Origin of the sequence: Psychrobacter sp. CAL346-MNA-CIBAN-0220 (genome assembly GCF_040309805.1) — a bacterium.
Classification (GTDB): Bacteria; Pseudomonadota; Gammaproteobacteria; order Pseudomonadales; family Moraxellaceae; genus Psychrobacter.
On sequence record NZ_JBEOPF010000005.1, the window covers coordinates 106,249 to 123,873 of the forward strand.

Below are 17,625 nucleotides of genomic sequence, written 5' to 3' on the forward strand. Positions count from 1 at the left end.
AGAACGCAATGAGTAGCGGTCGTATTGTACAGATTATTGGCGCGGTTCTTGACGTTGAGTTCAGCCGTGACGAAGTACCTCAAATTTATGATGCTTTGCAAGTAGATGGTACCGAAACTACCTTAGAAGTACAGCAACAAATAGGTGATGGTATTGTACGTACTATTGCGATGGGCTCAACGGAAGGCCTAAAGCGTAACCTAACCGTCACGAATACTGGTGCCCCTATCTCTGTGCCTGTAGGCGTGGGTACGCTTGGTCGTATTATGGATGTTCTTGGTCGTCCTATCGATGAAGAAGGTCCCGTAATCGCTGACACTAAATGGTCGATTCACCGTGAAGCGCCAAGCTATGCGGACCAATCAAACAGTACTGAGCTGTTAGAGACTGGTATTAAAGTAATCGATTTACTTTGCCCGTTTGCGAAAGGTGGTAAAGTTGGTTTGTTCGGTGGTGCTGGTGTTGGTAAAACCGTTAACATAATGGAATTGATTAACAACATCGCTCTTAAACACGAAGGCTTATCAGTGTTTGCGGGTGTTGGTGAACGTACGCGTGAAGGGAATGACTTTTATCACGAAATGCAAGAAGCGGGCGTTGTGAATACTGAAGACTTTAGTAAATCTAAAGTTGCGATGATTTATGGTCAGATGAATGAGCCACCAGGTAACCGTCTACGTGTTGCCCTGTCTGGTCTTACCATGGCTGAGTATTTTCGTGATACCAAAGATCCTGAAACGGGCAAAGGTCGTGACGTTCTATTCTTCGTTGATAATATCTATCGTTATACGCTTGCCGGTACTGAAGTATCAGCCCTGCTAGGCCGTATGCCATCAGCGGTTGGTTATCAGCCAACACTTGCTGAAGAGATGGGTATGCTACAAGAGCGTATTACTTCAACGCAATCAGGTTCAATCACGTCAATACAAGCGGTATATGTACCAGCGGATGACTTGACAGATCCATCACCGGCGACTACCTTTGCTCACTTGGATGCAACGGTCGTACTGAACCGTGATATTGCCTCACAAGGTATTTATCCTGCGGTTGATCCACTCGATTCAACTTCACGTCAGCTAGATCCACAAGTAATTAGTGAAGAGCATTATAATGTGGCTCGCGGTGTGCAAGAAGTATTGCAGAGCTATAAAGAGCTGAAAGACATCATTGCCATTTTGGGCATGGATGAGCTATCAGAAGAAGACAAACTAACCGTTTATCGTGCGCGTAAAATCCAGCGCTTCTTATCACAGCCTTTCCATGTGGCTGAAGTCTTCACTGGTGCACCTGGCAAATATGTGGCACTACGCGATACCATTGCTGGCTTTAAAGCAATCATCGCCGGTGAATACGATGATCTACCAGAACAAGCGTTCTATATGGCTGGTGGCATCGATGAAGTGGTTGCTAAAGCTGAAAAAATGAAAGCTGCTTCAGCGTAATTTGACTACCAACATCATTTAAATAACAAATAGGTTATTATTAATCTATTTGTTATTGCACATCGTACAGCAGTTACTATAGTCGCTTTAATAACCGCTTTGATAGCTGATTTAACAGTAAGGAGAGAGGGATGGCAACGTTTCAATGTCGCGTCGTAAGTGCCCGTGAAGAGTTATACTCAGGGGAGATCAGTATGTTGATTGCTACTGGTAGCGAAGGTGAAGTTGGTGTCCTACTAGGCCACACACCGCTCATTACTTTGCTAAAACCTGGTCCGGTACGAGTGCAAACACCAGACGGCGCAGAAGAAGTTATTTACGTATCCGGTGGGGTATTAGAAGTCCAACCGAAGATGGTTACTGTCTTAGCAGATACTGCAATGCGCGCACACAACCTCGATGAAAGTAAAATTGTCGAAGCCCGCAGAAAAGCGGAGCAAATGCTGGTCAACCAGTCTGATACGTTACATACCAACGCGGCCTTAGCCTCATTGGCCGAGTCAGTGGCGCAGCTACAAACTATTCGTAAGTACAAAAACCGTGCTTAGAAATTTGCTTTTAAGATTAGATTTTTATATTCCGATTTCTAAGCTTAAAATAAATTTGATGCTTGATAAAAAACAGTCCGTTATGGGCTGTTTTTTTTATTATTTATAGTGATGAGAGTTTACTATTAGAATTTTATTTGAAGATTAGATAACCCTTAATAGAAGAATTAGCACCTGCTACGAAAGTTGCTAGCGATAGTGGTTATATTTAGTTATATTAAGAGTGTCAGCAGTACTTACACAATCAATAAGCATTTTTGTAGCTAGAGTTATATTATAGTCAAGCGCAGCTACCGCGCCTCTTTCTGTATATGGTTAATGCAGGAATTTTGGACGAGAACTAAAGTTTTAGCAGGGATTGTTTATAGGTTTTGTTAACGACAATAAGCTATAGTATAGCAAGCGGTGCGTTTGATAGTATACTGTGCCACCACGTTTTCCCTATTTACACGAATATAAATTTGCTACTTTATTATACTATTACTTCCCCTGCTTTTAATTTTTCTATCTTAGAGGACATAACAATGACAACGATTGAAGATGATAATACCCCCCGAATTTTGATTGTTGAGGATGATGAACGCCTGGCGATGTTGACCCAAGACTATTTGGTTAAAAATGGTCTAGAAGTGGCAATTGAAACGGACGGTAATCGCGCTATTCGCCGTATTATCAACGAACAGCCAGATTTAGTGGTACTTGATGTAATGCTGCCGGGTAGCGATGGCTTGACGGTATGCCGTGAAGTGCGCTCACATTATCAAAACCCTATTTTAATGCTTACTGCCCGTACTGAAGACATGGACCAAGTACTCGGTTTAGAGATGGGGGCGGATGATTATGTCGCTAAGCCTGCCCAGCCGCGTGTATTACTAGCACGTATTCGTGCTTTACTGCGTCGCTCAGAAAATGCCCCATCAGAAGATGTACCCCAGCGTTTAGAGTTCGGTGAACTGGTTATCGACAATGGGGGTCGTTCAGTAATGCTAAGCGATGAGTTAGTCGACTTCACCAGTGCTGAATATGATTTACTATGGTTGCTAGCTTCTAATGCGGGTCGCATCTTGTCACGTGAAGATATCTTTGAGCGTCTACGTGGTATCGAATATGATGGTCAGGATCGCTCTATTGACGTGCGTATTTCACGTATTCGTCCTAAAATTGGCGATGATCCAGAGAATCCAAAACGTATCAAAACAGTACGTAGTAAAGGCTATTTATTCGTAAAAGAAGGTAATTAAGTCTATCTGATTAGATCAGATAATTTAATAACCATTAATAGCTCAAAGAAAAAACCAGCAGTAGGCTGGTTTTTTTGTGGATGATTTTTAAGTTTTTAAACTCAAATACAGCATTATGTGGTTTAATTGAGCAATAATAGCGACAATTGCCTTAATAAATAGGTTATAAGTTTAGCTTTCGATTATAGTCATATATATTTCTAGTGTATTTAGAACGTTGTTAACTTTATTTATATTAAAGTGAGGGCGATCTCGATATCTTTATATGTTGATATCAGTAAGATATTATTCACAGTTTGCATTCAACGGTTTGGTCACGGCACGTATGTCACTAGTCTCTTCTTTAAAACACAGTATTTTTGTTCGTATCTACGCTGGACTGTTAATAGTTTGCTTGTGCGTGGCATTATTTGCCCAGCTATTGATGGATACTATCAATAAAGAGCGTGTGCAGTCCTATCGCGAAAATATGGCAACCGGGGCCTTCTATTTAGTCAGCGAAGGGATAGCTCACCAAGATAACGAGACCCAGCGTGAATACTGGTTGTCTGATGCCAGCAGCTTATTTGGCTCGACTTTTCGCATTTTACCTATTAGTGATGTGGATTTTAGTTCAACGGAACTACGCCGCTTTGATAACAACGAAACCGTGGTCCGCTATGTCAGTAATCCTATGTATGCTGATGTTTATCATCGATTGCCAGATGGCAAAAGCGTTTTAACCTCAAGAATATTACAGGTCAGCGAACAGCAAGTCCGTGCAATGGCGGTATTCTTACTTGATGACTTATCCTACTATACGACCTTATCTGCCAAACGGGAACGTTTGGCTGAATTAGAAAAAAAGTTCTCCTTTCCTTTAGCACTCAAAGGAATGAATACTCTTAATTTAGATAGCGATCAAATGTCGCGCCTGCGTCGTGATGAGGTAGTGATTCTATTACAGGATACGAGCACCAGTAAAAGTAACTCTGCTGTCAAAATAGTTGTGCCGTCTGAAATTAATGATATGGCGATTCTGATGGGTCCAGTGCCATTGTTTAACTGGTTTCCATTGAACTTGATTATTAGCATGGTACTCATCAGCATGTTTTTGATCAGTTTAGGCGTGTATGCGCTGATCTTTCCGCTTGAGCGTAAATTACAACTGATCCAAGTAGGGGTCAATGAGGTCAGCCAAGGTAACCTTGATATTCAAGTTCAGGTCATCGGTCAAGATGAGATCGCGCGCTTATCAGCGACTTTTAATGCCATGACCGAGCATATTAAACGCCTGATTGAATCACAACGAGAGCTGACTCGCGCCGTATCGCATGAACTGCGCACACCAGTTGCGCGTATTCGCTTCGCGGTAGATATGCTTGCTGATACTGAGGATGAGGAATCGCGTTTTACGCAGCGTGATTACATTGATGAAGATATTGAGTCGCTTAACGGGTTAATTGATGAGATTTTAACCTATGCAAAGTTAGAGGAAGGCTCGCCAAAATTAGACTTAGAACCGGTAAATCTTAAAGAGCTGGTTGAGCAAATTGAGCGTGAAACCAATGGATTAGGTAAATCTATTACTATCGTTGCCAATCCGCCAAATGCTAAAGTAACGGCAGTAGCGGACAGACGCTATCTACACCGCGTTATCCAAAATCTTGCGGGTAATGCGTTACGCTATGCAGAGACCACTATTATTATTAGCGCTGGGGTCAAAAAAGGTAATGCCTTTGTGAGTGTCGAGGATGACGGACATGGTATTGCAGAGTCTGATCGTGAAAAGGTTTTTATTCCCTTTTCGCGCCTAGATGATAGCCGGACAAGAGCCTCAGGAGGTTACGGGCTAGGATTGTCTATCGTGTCGCGGATTGCGTTTTGGTTTAGTGGCAGTATGAAAGTTGATGAAAGCCCCGAGCTTGGTGGTGCAAGATTTGTAATGACCTGGCCTATCAAGCCATTGACTCAAACGATTGCTGCTGATCAATTGACCCAAGAAAAAAGTGATCGCGACTTCGATCTCGAATAAGATAGGGTATAAATTGACCTACGTAAAGTCAGGAGCAAATAACTATAAGTAACTATCATATGAGTAACTATAATATGAGTAACTATAAATAATCATCATAACGTTCGGCCACTATCTATTTGCCCACCAGCCAGCCACTACGCAAAGCGTAAAGACTGCGCAAGCTGAGCTGCCGCGTTCCATTTCTTCTACTAATAATTGAGTACACTTCGTTATTCATTGGTAGCAAAAACTGACGTTTATTTTCTAGTAATCCTCACCATCTACTGTATTATTAGGTGGCGGTGAACCCTTAGCCTTAGTATCTAAGGTATCATCTCCAGTCACTTTAGAGATTAAAGGAATACGTACGCAAACTTGTAACCCACCTTGAGGGTGGTTGATTGCTTCGACGGTACCATGATGCAGTCGTGCAATACGGTTAACGATGGCCAGACCCAGACCACTACCCTGAGTCGTACGTGCTGTTTCCCCACGTTCAAAGGGTTGCATAATACGCTCTAACTGATCTTCCGCCACGCCGCTACCGCAGTCACGCACACATATCACTAGCTGCTCTTGCGCTTCTTTATTGACGTCGCTTTCAGTGACAATCTCGTTTTCTTCTACAGCATTTTCTTCTACAAACGTCGGTACAATCGTTGCTGACAGGTAAATCGGCGGTTTACCATAACGGTTGGCATTATTGACTAAATTAATAATCAAACGCTTGATTGATAGCGGGCGCACTGGTACGGCTTTGTTAAGCTCCGACTGATAAACAAACTTCATTGGCGCAAATTGCACCATAATTTCATTAAATATAGTATCCAAATTGGTCAGACGTACTGGCTCATCAGATCCGTCCTTCATAAATGAGATAAATTGCTCCAAAATCGCATCCATATCCTCAACGTCATATATCAGACCTTCACGAAAAAAATCATCCGGTAGCATCTCAGCAGTTAAGCGCATGCGAGTCAATGGCGTACGCAGATCGTGCGAGATACCAGCCAGCATGATGGTGCGCTCTTTTTGCGCTTGATTGAGGGTAGTAAACAGACGATTAAAAGCCATATTCACTTGGCGAATCTCAGTAGGACCGGAGTGTGTCGGTAAGGTAGTTGCGTGACCAAGACGAATATAATTGGTTGCGGCGCGCTGTAGCTTGCGTAACGGACGGTTTAATTGGCGTGCCAGCAACACAATGATCAGTAGCGTTAATATGGGCAGTCCAAACAAGAACGATATCAGCAGCGTTGGGCTGTATTGAGAATAATAAACCACTGATTCGCGAATCCAAAAACTGCTATCGCGGCTATCTTGTACCCACAGTTGCGGGGTGGGCTTAAACTTAAAATAGACTTCGACAGGTCGACCTAACTGCGTCCCAATCTCTTGTTGTAATACATCCGTAAAAATACCGACGAAAGCCTTGTCCTCAACCAGTGGAAAATCAATAGGATTATTGACTACTACGACATGTGAATGTTGATAAAACCACTGCTGTATCTCTAAATTATTCTGCCAGTCTTTTTTGACGGCACTCATCAAACGTAATTCGCTGGTCAGATAACGAGCATGGCTTTTAAGCTCTGGCAAATACAGACTACGCCAAAAAAACCAAATCGATAAACTCACGCTAATAATCACAATAAAGGTGACCATTAACATGGTTAGCCAACTATTAGAGTACGAGCGTAAAAGTTTGCCTTTACGGCGTACATGCGGGGTTGGAGTGATCATGAGCATCCAATATTTTGTGCTTATTAAGCAGAGCTAAGATAGATGATTAGTCATGTCTTGTTGATTAATGAAAGATTTGCATTCTTTAGTGTTAAAAACGAATAGTAAAATATTCTACTAAACGCTCTTATTTTGCTACAGCATAGCATAAATGAACAATAGCTCTGATATCGTTATTAATGATAAATCGAACAATTATAACGTTTGCTAAGTAGAGCGCTATGTCCTTTATTTCTTAGTAATTACTGCATAATGTTGATAGCAATTATCGATAGTATTTTATGTAGAAATCAATTCGAGCGGTTGTTATAAAATAATTAAATAAACACAGTTTATGTTTTCAATAAAATAAGACTGTGATATAATTATGGCCTTTTTGGTATACCTGCGAAAGAGAGAATTCACATGGTTGTTATTCGTTTAGCACGGGGCGGTGCCAAGAAACGCCCATTTTATCAAGTAGTCGTTGCTGATCAACGCCGCGCGCGTGACGGTCGCTACATCGAAAATATTGGCTTTTTTAACCCGCTTGCTAAAGAGTCAGAAGAAGCTGTACGCTTAAATATGGACACGTATAATGCGTGGATCGCAAAAGGCGCACAACCTTCAGACCGCGTTGCTTCATTAGTAAAAGCTTATAACAAGTCTGCGATCAGTACTGAAGCAACTGCTTAAGTATTGACCGTTTAGTACCGATGACGTGATTTTTGCGTTGATTGGTCGACTTTAGAACATATAGCGTAACTGGTCTAACCAGGGTACGCCATTAACTGTTTATCGCTGTTTTAATTGATTGTTTATGTTCTGACAATCGCCATTTATCTACTGCTATTTATATCATGTTAGGTTAGCCGTTATGTCCTCTGTTCCAGACGCCAGCACCCTTATGAAAATCGGTCAGCTCAAAAAGCCTTACGGCATTAAAGGTTGGCTTTGGGTGTTTAGTGACACCGATGAACATGCGGAAATATTTGATATTCAACCGTGGTGGATGAAAACGGCCACTGGTATGAAGCCATTGACTGTAAAATCTTGGCGTCAGCAAGGCACAGGACTTGTGGCTCAGTTTGAGCAAGTTCCTGACCGTAATGTCGCTGAGACTATGAATGGTGTTACCATTTGGGTTGCGCAAGACGTGTTGCCAGAACCAAGCGAAGACGAATATTATTGGTCGGATTTGGTTGGGCTACGGGTCGTTAATGAGCAAGACGAGTATCTTGGCGACATTACTGAGATGTTTGAGACTGGTGCCCATGACATTATGCGTGTAGCGCCAACCTCGGACAGTTTAGATGCAGAGGAACGTTTGATACCGTGGCACAAGCAAACCGTAATAAAAGTCGATATGGCTGATAAAACGGTAGCGGTCGCTTGGTTAAATGATTATTAGTTTAATCTAATATAGTGGTCTCAGTAGTCGTTATTTAGACGTATTTATGTAGGATTCAGATGTATTTTGCCGTGATTAGTATTTTCCCTGAGATGTTTGCCTCAATTCGTGAGTTCGGTATCACGGGTCGAGCGGTCACTCAGGAACAAGTCACGATTGAATGTATTAACCCACGTGATTTTACGACTGACAACTATCGCCGTATTGATGAACGTCCGTATGGCGGTGGTCCTGGGATGGTGATGATGGCTGAGCCATTATCACAAGCGATTGAGGATGCTCGCCTACGCGCCAGCCAACATGGTTGCCGTATAGACAAAGCACATTGTCCGGTGATTTATATGTCACCACAAGGGCAAACGCTGAGTGAAAATAGCGTGGTCAGCATGACTGAATATGATGGCATAATTTTATTATGTGGTCGTTACGAAGGGATTGATGAACGCCTATTATCGCAGTATGTCGATATGGAAGTGTCGCTTGGCGATTATGTGTTGACTGGTGGTGAGCTGCCAGCAATGGTGCTGATGGATAGTGTGATACGTCGTCTGCCTGATATTATGGGTGATGATAAATCAGCAGAGCAAGACTCGTTTGTCGATGGTTTGCTTGATTGTCCACACTATACTAAGCCGCATAATTTTGCTGGTATGGCAGTACCTGAAGTATTACTTTCAGGTCATCATGCCAATATTGATAAGTGGCGTTTTAGTCAGCAAGTCGCACGTACGCAAGCACGGCGACCAGACTTATGGCAAGTATTCACTCCGACGGTACAGCAAGCCAAATGGTTAAAAGCATTGGCAAAAACAGATAAAAAGTAACTTTTATAAAGAGTAATTTTTATAAAAAGTAACTTTGATAAACAGTTAATTAATAAAATTTTGAGCAACAACAAGACGAGTCATATCATAATGGCCGTTTGTCAAACCCCCATTTATGTTGTATCCAGTTAATACGAGATACGATTACCTATTACAAACAGGTGATACGCGTGAAGCCTCTATCGTCTAATGTGAGGAGATAACTCTCATGAGCAACAAGCATCCATTGGTTCAGGTCATTGAAAACGCTCAATTGCGTGAGCACCCAAGCTTTGCCCCCGGCGATACCGTCGTGGTTCAAGTAAAAGTACGTGAAGGTGAGCGTGAGCGTCTACAGGCTTTTGAAGGCGTCGTTATTGCTAAGCGTAACCGCGGTTTAAACTCAGCGTTTACCGTCCGTAAAATCTCAAGTGGTGTCGGCGTTGAGCGTGCATTCCAATTGCATTCACCCATCGTTGATAGCATTGTAGTGAAACGTCGCGGCGCTGTTCGTCGTGCGAAACTGTACTACTTACGCGAACGTTCTGGTAAATCAGCACGTATCCGCGAAAAGCTTGGCGTCCGTCCATCAAAACCAGCTGCTCAGAAAAAACCTGACGCTGGCGTACCTGATGCAGTTGAGACTGCCCCTGGTATTTAAGCATTGCGCTTAAACTTGCCACAGTTGCTGAGCCGTTTATTATGCGGCAACGCAACCAAGCAAAAGTAGATACAAGCCCTTATTCATAGGTTTATTTATAAATAAGTGGGCGTGCCAAAAAAGACAAAACCCCAATCTGTGCTGATGCCAGATTGGGGTTTTTGTATGTATAAAGTCTAATTTTTATGACCTAATATTATCAATGTGGCTACTTTGGTCTTTTGATTTACTATTCTTACGCAGACGAATATAAATGGTTTTGGTCACAGTGGCGATAACTTTTTGCTGGTCATCCACGATATCCGTCGTGTATTCACGAAATACGGCCTCACCCTCTTTTGCCAATTCTTGAATGGTGGCGATCTCAGTACTAGGAATTTTCATCCGGGTGGTAACTTTGCTGTTACCAGGAGCGACAAATTCAATATGGGAGCTTTTGTCCCACACCACATAAGTGCTACCCAACTGATGCATGAGCATCAACATATAAAACGGATCAACCATCGAGTATAAGCTACCACCGAATTGGGTGCCCACGATATTTTTATTGAGGGCATTGAGCCCCATACTGACCACGCATAACCCTTGATCGAGATCGACATGTTCTACCTTAATACTTGCGCCGACATAAGGGGCGTAGGTATTGATACGCAGCTTGAGCAGATGCGGTGTCAGTAGCGGCATGATGTTTTTTTTAGTCTTACGTCTTAGATTCTCTAAATTCTTCGGTAATAAACTCATATTTTTATCCTTTTATCTTTTGATACTCATGCCAGTTGTGCAAGTTTATACTGATAAGCTAAGTAGATTTCGCTTGGGAAGTAACGATTATATTGCTATTTTAAAGCATTAAGGTAGAGAGGGTTAATTTTCTTCTTTCTTCTACTAACCATTACCATTCAACATGAGCTGAGCAAAATAGCTCTATCATAATTAGAAATAGTCGGTGCTACCAGCTTTAAAGCGTAACTAAAATAGCTGCTTATTTGCTATACACAATGTTTTATCTAATTTAGATTGGTCGTATAAAATATAGATAGGATAGGAGGCGTTTCTCATGGCCATTATTTATGACAATGATGACTACAATAATAGTAATGAGCAAGTAGGCGATAAAGATATTGTATGTGAACTTTGTGGTCGTAGCGAGCTGACGCTAACTCGGCATCATTTAATTCCACAATCGCGGCACAACAAAGCCCATACTCAGCGTACATTCAGCCGTGAATCAATGAGAACTGATATCGCTATTTTGTGTCGGCCCTGTCATAGCCAAATTCACCGAATTTTTGATAATCATGAGCTATCAAGGTATTACCATACTATCAAGCGCCTGCAAGGACATAGTGAGGTACAAAAATTTGTTAGTTGGGTCAAAAAACGGCCAGTGGGTCTAAAGGTAAGAGTAAGACGTTGATTCTTGAGCAATACCGCTCCCAACAAAATTCGCATTTCGGGCCTTGATAGCATACAATAGCTGCGAATTTGTGTCGGGCGGCTTATTTTTTACAGTTTTGGGCAATTAAGTCGTCACTCACGGAAGAACTGAAATTTCAGTTACCATAAGGAGATGTGATGAGTAACACCCAAGTCCCCGCTTCAGGGTCTAATCCACAGAAACCAAATCCATCTGATTCCGATAATGAGTTGCAAGGCAGCTATAAAGAATTACATAAGCCAAGCTCTAGCTTTAAGAACCGTGACGCTTATCTTAATCGCGAATTACAAATCATGCAGCCTAAGCGCTGGCGTGCAAATTTACCGTTTCGTGATTATCGTTTTGAGTATGAAGACACTATCCCAGCGATGGCGGCAACGATTGGTAAAGTAGTGATGGTGGGCGCCATTGCTGCAACATTTGCAGGGCCATTAGGGCTAGGCGAAGCATTTGTGTTGGAAAACGTACGCTATGAGCTATTAATCGTTTCCGTTTTTATTATTTTATTCTCAGGGTTCTTTTTACCTACAGCCAACCTTGCTGGTACCCATGGGCCACTGATTCCTTTGATTCCGATTGTAGTCGCAGCCGGTGGTCATCCAATGGCCTTTGGTCTGCTTATCGGTGCTTTTGGTCTCTTGCTAGCGGTTAGCAAAGGGGGTAGTTTGCTGGCAAACCTGACTAGTAAGGGGGTGTGCGGTGGTCTGCTACTATACTTGGGCTTCATTGGCACCACCTCGCAGGTCAAAAATTTATTTGCGTGGGCAGAAGGTATTGGTATGTCGCATATTGCCTTTATTGTCATTTTACTGACGATTGTGTTGTATGCGGTGCTAGAAAATTTTCAAAAGCGCTGGCTTGCCGTACCGCTCAGTTGCTTACTAGGCGGTGGGGTGGCCTTTGCCTTAGGCGCGCCATTTGAGTTTCAGACCGGACCAGGTTTGCCGCATATGAGCCCTATGTATTGGTGGGGTGAGAACAGTGGTTGGATGCTTGGTCTGCCAACCGTCGAAAGCTTTGTTGTGGTGCTACCGTTTGCGGTATTGGCAGTAGCGATGTGGTCACCTGATTTTTTGGGTCACCAAGTGTTTCAAAAAATCAGCTATCCTAAACGTACCGAAAAAGTATTGATGGACATTGATGATACGATGGTCAGCGCCTCCGTTCGTCAAGTTGCAGGCTCGGTACTCGGCGGTGCTAACTTTGCCTCCTCATGGGGCACCTATATTGTCCCAGCAGCGATTGCTAAGCGTCCTATTCCTGCTGGTGCCGTACTGACGGCAGTATTCTGTGTGGTAGCAGGTCTTTGGGGCTATCCGATGGATTTAGCCATTTGGGAACCGGTCATGTGTGTGGCTTTGATTGTCGGGGTTTTTATTCCGCTACTAGAAGCTGGTATGGAGATGACCCGTGAAGGTAAAACCACCCAGTCCGCTGCGATCGTGGTATTCGCCTCTGCACTGGTCAACCCTGCATTTGGTTGGTCAATTACTCTTTTGCTTGATAATTTAGGCTTGATTGGTTCAAAAGAACGCAGTGCTAATTTGTCAAAAATGAGCCGCTGGATTATTCCTGGGGTGATGTTTGTAGTATTGACGGGCGTCATGGCAGTGGTCGGTATGCTGCCTGGTATTCCAGCTTTGCTACCGAATTTCCGTCAGTAAACGTCTTTGTTAAGCGTATCTACTTAAACATAAAAAAGTCAGCCACGTGCTGGCTTTTTTTGGCTTAGAATTACTAGCGCTTGCTTGTAATACCGATAAAGCATGCTTGCAAAACAGCCATTATCCCCCATAATTAGTGCTATATCAGCATCTTTGAGAGCACTACTTTTATGGCCAATGTCTCAGCGTCGAGTGCTATCGACGATAAGAAAGCCCGTCTTAAGCACCTTATTAAACGCCTGCCAAATCTGCCAGGGGTCTATAAAATGCTAGGAAAAAATGGCGATATTCTTTATGTAGGCAAAGCAAAATCGCTGAAAAGTCGGGTGAATAGCTATTTTGCCAAGACCATTGATCATCCAAAAACTCGGGCATTGGTCGCCCGTATCCATAATATTGAGACCATTATTACTCGTGGTGAAACTGAAGCGTTGTTGCTCGAGCAAAATTTAATTAAGGAATATCGTCCACCCTATAATGTGCTACTGCGTGATGATAAGTCGTATTTGTATGTGTTTATTTCAGCGGACAAGCCTTATCCACGATTGGCTTATGGTCGCGGTAAAGGCAATCATCAAAAAGGCCGTTTTTTTGGGCCTTTCCCCTCAGCCCATGCGGCGAAAGAAACATTGGTGTTAATGCAAAAAATGTTTCAAATGCGCCAGTGTACTAATACCTTTTTCCGTCAGCGTCAGCGCCCTTGTTTAGAATATCAAATCAAACGCTGCCGTGCGCCCTGCGTAGGTCTAGTATCACCGGAAGATTATGCTGAGGATATGAACAATACCATTCGTTTTTTAAAAGGTGATTCTGGTGATATTCATAGTGCTTTGATTGAGAAAATGGAAGCGGCCGCCGAAGAATTAGATTTTGAAAAGGCGGTATTTTATCGCGATCAGCTGTCGATGTTGCGCGAGGTGCAAGCAAAGCAAGCGGTCTATACCGTAGAGGGCGAGGCCGATGTGATCTCGATTGCCAGTCAGGCAGGAATGAGTTGTGTTAATGTTCTGACCGTACGCGGCGGACGGGTACTTGGCGGTAAAAACTATTTCCCTGACGTCGATAGCAGTGAGCCGCTGGCAGATAATCTATCCGCTTTTATCACCTCATTTTATTTTCAAGTAACCGATGATCTGCCCGCTGAGATTATTTTAAGTCATGAACTCCCAGACCAAACGGCGGTCAGTGAAGCACTGGCGACCCATTTTGGCAGTAAGGTCACCATAAAAACCAGCGTGCGCGAACATCGGGCAGAATGGTTAGAATTGGCAACTTTAAATACTAACAATGCCCTAAAAACCAAATTGGGTGATTATCTTGAGCTTCATGCACGTTTTGGGGCACTTAAAGATGTACTAGCGTCAGTAACGGACCGAGTTATTGATCGTATCGAGTGCTTCGATATCTCCCATACTATGGGCGAGGCAACCATTGGCAGCTGTGTGGTTTTTGATCAAGGCGGCTCACGTCGACGTGATTATCGCCAGTATGCCATCCATGATATTAAAGGTGGCGATGATTACGCCGCGATGAAGCAAGTGTTGACTCGCCGCTATAAGAAACAACCGTTGCCAGATTTATTATTAATTGATGGCGGTAAAGGTCAGCTCAGTATGGCAAAAGAAGTACTGGTTGAGCTGGGTATTCTCGGTGATACTTTGCTGATTGGTGTTGCCAAAGGGGAAGGGCGTAAGGCAGGACTGGAAGTGCTACATTTCTTAGAGCATGAGCCGCTTGATTTACCTATGGACAGTAAAGCGTTACATTTGCTGATGCATATTCGCGATGAAGCGCATCGTTTTGCTATTACCGCGCATCGTAAAAAACGCGATAAGCGTCGGTCATCGTCGGTATTAGAAGTCATTCCAGGACTGGGTGAAAAGCGTCGCCGCGATATACTCAATCATTTTGGCGGAATGCAGCAGTTGCTGGGAGCATCGCAGCAAGAGTTGGGCGGAGTGCAGGGGATAGGTCCGGTGTTGGCGAAGACTATTTATAAAGTCTTGCACGAGTAGGGTGATTTTACTTTAACCCTGCAAATATGACACTCTAAATTATCTAATAAATGAGCCGCTACTGCTTTATACTTAGCGGCTTTCTCTTTGGTAGGTCACAAATTTAAAGTCTAAGCTGCTTTTATCGTCGTGCATTTGCTCAGACTCTTGTTTAATATCAAAATCACTAGGTAGCTCAGGATAGAAAGCATCGCCATCACTGATTTCAGTATCTACATGAGTCAGCTCAATGCGATCGGTATACATGAGGGCATCGCTAAAGACGCGCTCACCGCCAATCACCCAAATCGTATCAAGGTGCAATCCATGCGCTAAACTTGCTGCTTGCGTTAACGCCTCATCTAAGTTATGAACCACATAAGCGTTATCACGTCCTACCAAACCTTTTTGCTCGGCATAGTCCAATTGGCTAGTGATAATAAAGCTAATACGCTTTGGCAATGGCTTGCTGTCCATCGATTCAAAGGTTTTGCGGCCCATGATGACGATACCTTGCACTGTACTTTCATTTACAGAGCTTTCCGTTTTGCTAGTTTGGTCACGCGTGGTCATTTTCTTAAAATGTTGTAGGTCCGCGGAGATATGCCAAGGTAGCTCATTACCTTTTCCGATGCAGCGGTTACTACTGATGGCCGCGATTTGGGCGACTTGGATATTGGCATAACTCATAGAGAATCCTTTTGATTAATACACATAACTGCTGTCGGCAAAATGTGCTTACTTATAGAACGAATTACTTATAAAAATAGGCATTTATACCGCAACCTTGGCTTTAATACCAGGATGCGATTCATAGCCCTCAATGCGGATGTCATCATACTCAAACGCGAAAATATCTTTAACTTCAGGATTTAACGTTAAGGTTGGCAACGCATAAGGCGTGCGGGTTAACTGTAACTCAGCTTGTTCACGGTGGTTTTGGTAAATATGACAATCGCCACCGGTCCAGATAAATTCACCGACTTCAAGGCCACAAACTTGCGCCACCATTTGGGTTAGAAGCGCATAGCTAGCAATATTAAACGGCACCCCTAAGAACAAATCAGCCGAACGCTGATACAGCTGGCATGATAGCTTATTGTCTGCCACAAAAAACTGAAACATCGTATGACAGGGCGGCAATGCGACTTGCTCCGCTTCGCAAGGATTCCAACCTGAAACGATCAATCGCCGTGAGTTAGGATTGGTTTTTATTTGATTAATAACATTCGTGATTTGGTCAATACCATCGTCATTATAAACCTTGTTGTAGCTACCATCTTCGCTTTTACTGGCACCGTAATTACGCCACTGATGACCATAAATAGGGCCTAAGTCGCCAGCAGGACGATTAAAGCGCGCAGTCTGCTCAGCGGTTGCCCACTCATTCCAAATCCGGACATTATGCTGCTGTAAATAATCGACGTGGGTGCTACCCGTTAAAAACCATAGCAGCTCATAAAGGATAGATTTAAAATGGACCTTTTTGGTGGTTAATAGCGGAAAGCCTGACCCTAAGTCAAAGCGCAACTGTGCCCCAAAATGGCTCAGCGTCCCGGTTCCAGTACGATCGCCTTTCTCTGTACCTTGGTTGAGGACGTGGCGCAGCAAATCAAGATACGCTTGCTCATTGTTGTTATTGATCATAAAAGTGCTCTTTGGTATTATTAAAACGTATCATCAAAACGTATTATTAAAAACAGTGCCGACGAAAAATGGCACTTAATAAGCCGCTTGCTTACCCCAATCATAGATATCGCGCTTATAGGCGTAAATCAACAAGATGATACCGAGGATAACCATCGGTGCACTCAATATTTGTCCTTTGGTCATCCAGCCTAATAAAACAAAGCCTTGGTCGGCATCCGGCTGACGGAAAAACTCAATAATGAAGCGACTGAAACCGTAGCCTAATAAGAAGACCGCGGTCACTGCCATACGCGGGCGCGGCTTAGATGAATACCACCATAAAAAGAGGAACAATAACAGACCTTCGGCCAAGGCTTCATACAGCTGCGAGGGATGACGCGGCAATAAATACTGACCGTTTACATCAAGCATTAGCTCTTGTAAAGCAGGATTGGCTTGGAGCTGTTGTATATCAAAGCCAGCAGCTTGCGGGAAATAGGTTAGCCAGTTATAACCACCATCAGAGACCCGTCCCCACAGCTCACCATTAATATAGTTACCCAAACGTCCGAAGAGCAGGCCGGTTGGCACACAGGGAACGATAAAGTCGAATACTTGAAAAGGGGTCTTTTTGTACTTACGGGCAAAGAACCACATACCGAGCATGACACCAATAAAGCCACCATGGAACGACATCCCGCCTTCCCATACCTTTAAAAGGTAAACTGGGTTTTGCAGCAGCTCGCTGAACTGATAGAACAGTACATAGCCGATACGCCCCCCTAAGATAACCCCCAGCGCTCCATAAAACACTAAGTCAGAGACCATATCAGTCGACCAGTTATCGCGTTTAGTACTGCGATACCACGCCAGACCGTAAGCGGCAGCAAATGCCAATAAATACATCAAGCCGTACCAATGAACTTCGATAGGTCCAAGCGATAACGCTACGGGATCATACTGGGGGTGAATCATCATAAGGGCATCATAAATTTAGCAATAATATGCCGCTCATGATAGCAAATTTCGTCCTTCGAGCATACATAATTGCTATTATGGTTAAGTCATTACTATCG

Annotated in this window: 16 protein-coding genes; 11 read left to right on the top strand and 5 right to left on the bottom strand. The window is 43.3% G+C overall.

Annotated features, from left to right (window positions below; genetic code table 11):
* Positions 1-8 precede the first annotated feature (8 nt).
* The 4 genes from atpD to AAEY88_RS10775 all read left to right on the top strand — a co-directional run bounded on the left by atpD (position 9) and on the right by AAEY88_RS10775 (position 5,245).
* Positions 9-1,442 carry a F0F1 ATP synthase subunit beta gene (atpD, locus tag AAEY88_RS10760; RefSeq protein ID WP_350562268.1) on the top strand — a complete coding sequence of 478 codons (1,434 nt, stop codon included), beginning with the start codon at positions 9-11 and terminating at the stop codon, positions 1,440-1,442.
* A 131-nt stretch (positions 1,443-1,573) separates the two neighbouring features.
* Complete coding sequence (locus AAEY88_RS10765) at positions 1,574-1,990, top strand: F0F1 ATP synthase subunit epsilon (RefSeq protein WP_350562270.1); 417 nt, start codon at positions 1,574-1,576, stop codon at positions 1,988-1,990.
* Between the two features lie 524 nt (positions 1,991-2,514).
* Positions 2,515-3,231, top strand: coding sequence for a response regulator (locus AAEY88_RS10770; protein ID WP_350562272.1), 717 nt, complete (start codon positions 2,515-2,517; stop codon positions 3,229-3,231).
* A gap of 325 nt (positions 3,232-3,556) precedes the next feature.
* Positions 3,557-5,245 (top strand): ATP-binding protein, encoded by a 1,689-nt coding sequence (locus tag AAEY88_RS10775; RefSeq protein WP_350562274.1) that lies wholly within the window; start codon positions 3,557-3,559, stop codon positions 5,243-5,245.
* 246 nt (positions 5,246-5,491) lie between these two features.
* Here AAEY88_RS10775 and AAEY88_RS10780 read toward each other — a convergent pair whose 3' ends face one another.
* The gene (locus AAEY88_RS10780) at positions 5,492-6,976 is read right to left on the bottom strand and encodes an ATP-binding protein (protein WP_407074450.1); all 1,485 of its coding nucleotides are present in this window, start codon (positions 6,974-6,976) and stop codon (positions 5,492-5,494) included.
* A 399-nt stretch (positions 6,977-7,375) separates the two neighbouring features.
* Here AAEY88_RS10780 and rpsP point away from each other — a divergent pair, with 399 nt between their 5' ends.
* The 4 genes from rpsP (at position 7,376) to rplS (ending at position 9,824) form a co-directional block, all read left to right on the top strand.
* Complete coding sequence (gene rpsP / locus AAEY88_RS10785) at positions 7,376-7,645, top strand: 30S ribosomal protein S16 (protein WP_350562278.1); 270 nt, start codon at positions 7,376-7,378, stop codon at positions 7,643-7,645.
* Between the two features lie 181 nt (positions 7,646-7,826).
* Positions 7,827-8,360 (top strand): ribosome maturation factor RimM, encoded by a 534-nt coding sequence (gene rimM, locus AAEY88_RS10790; protein ID WP_350562280.1) that lies wholly within the window; start codon positions 7,827-7,829, stop codon positions 8,358-8,360.
* Positions 8,361-8,419: 59 nt separating this feature from the next.
* Positions 8,420-9,184, top strand: a complete 765-nt coding sequence (trmD, locus tag AAEY88_RS10795) for a tRNA (guanosine(37)-N1)-methyltransferase TrmD (RefSeq protein ID WP_350562282.1) — start codon at positions 8,420-8,422, stop codon at positions 9,182-9,184.
* A 208-nt stretch (positions 9,185-9,392) separates the two neighbouring features.
* The gene (gene rplS, locus AAEY88_RS10800) at positions 9,393-9,824 is read left to right on the top strand and encodes a 50S ribosomal protein L19 (protein ID WP_350562284.1); all 432 of its coding nucleotides are present in this window, start codon (positions 9,393-9,395) and stop codon (positions 9,822-9,824) included.
* 183 nt (positions 9,825-10,007) lie between these two features.
* Here rplS and AAEY88_RS10805 read toward each other — a convergent pair whose 3' ends face one another.
* Positions 10,008-10,565 carry a DUF4442 domain-containing protein gene (locus AAEY88_RS10805; protein ID WP_350562286.1) on the bottom strand — a complete coding sequence of 186 codons (558 nt, stop codon included), beginning with the start codon at positions 10,563-10,565 and terminating at the stop codon, positions 10,008-10,010.
* A 316-nt stretch (positions 10,566-10,881) separates the two neighbouring features.
* Between AAEY88_RS10805 and AAEY88_RS10810 the strand changes: the two genes are divergently transcribed.
* From AAEY88_RS10810 to uvrC, 3 genes are all read left to right on the top strand, one after another.
* Positions 10,882-11,241: an HNH endonuclease gene (locus tag AAEY88_RS10810; protein ID WP_350562288.1), complete on the top strand. Its 360-nt coding sequence runs from the start codon at positions 10,882-10,884 to the stop codon at positions 11,239-11,241.
* Between the two features lie 158 nt (positions 11,242-11,399).
* Positions 11,400-12,926 carry a DUF3360 family protein gene (locus AAEY88_RS10815; protein WP_350562290.1) on the top strand — a complete coding sequence of 509 codons (1,527 nt, stop codon included), beginning with the start codon at positions 11,400-11,402 and terminating at the stop codon, positions 12,924-12,926.
* A gap of 170 nt (positions 12,927-13,096) precedes the next feature.
* Positions 13,097-14,941 carry an excinuclease ABC subunit UvrC gene (gene uvrC, locus AAEY88_RS10820; protein WP_350562292.1) on the top strand — a complete coding sequence of 615 codons (1,845 nt, stop codon included), beginning with the start codon at positions 13,097-13,099 and terminating at the stop codon, positions 14,939-14,941.
* A gap of 72 nt (positions 14,942-15,013) precedes the next feature.
* Here uvrC and AAEY88_RS10825 read toward each other — a convergent pair whose 3' ends face one another.
* The 3 genes from AAEY88_RS10825 to lgt all read right to left on the bottom strand — a co-directional run bounded on the left by AAEY88_RS10825 (position 15,014) and on the right by lgt (position 17,527).
* On the bottom strand, positions 15,014-15,610 hold the full coding sequence (locus AAEY88_RS10825) for a dihydrofolate reductase (RefSeq protein WP_350562294.1): 597 nt from the start codon (positions 15,608-15,610) through the stop codon (positions 15,014-15,016).
* 84 nt (positions 15,611-15,694) lie between these two features.
* On the bottom strand, positions 15,695-16,567 hold the full coding sequence (locus tag AAEY88_RS10830; protein ID WP_350562296.1) for a thymidylate synthase: 873 nt from the start codon (positions 16,565-16,567) through the stop codon (positions 15,695-15,697).
* Positions 16,568-16,642: 75 nt separating this feature from the next.
* Entirely contained in the window at positions 16,643-17,527 is an 885-nt protein-coding gene (gene lgt, locus AAEY88_RS10835; RefSeq protein ID WP_350562298.1) for a prolipoprotein diacylglyceryl transferase, read from the bottom strand.
* Positions 17,528-17,625: the final 98 nt, after the last annotated feature.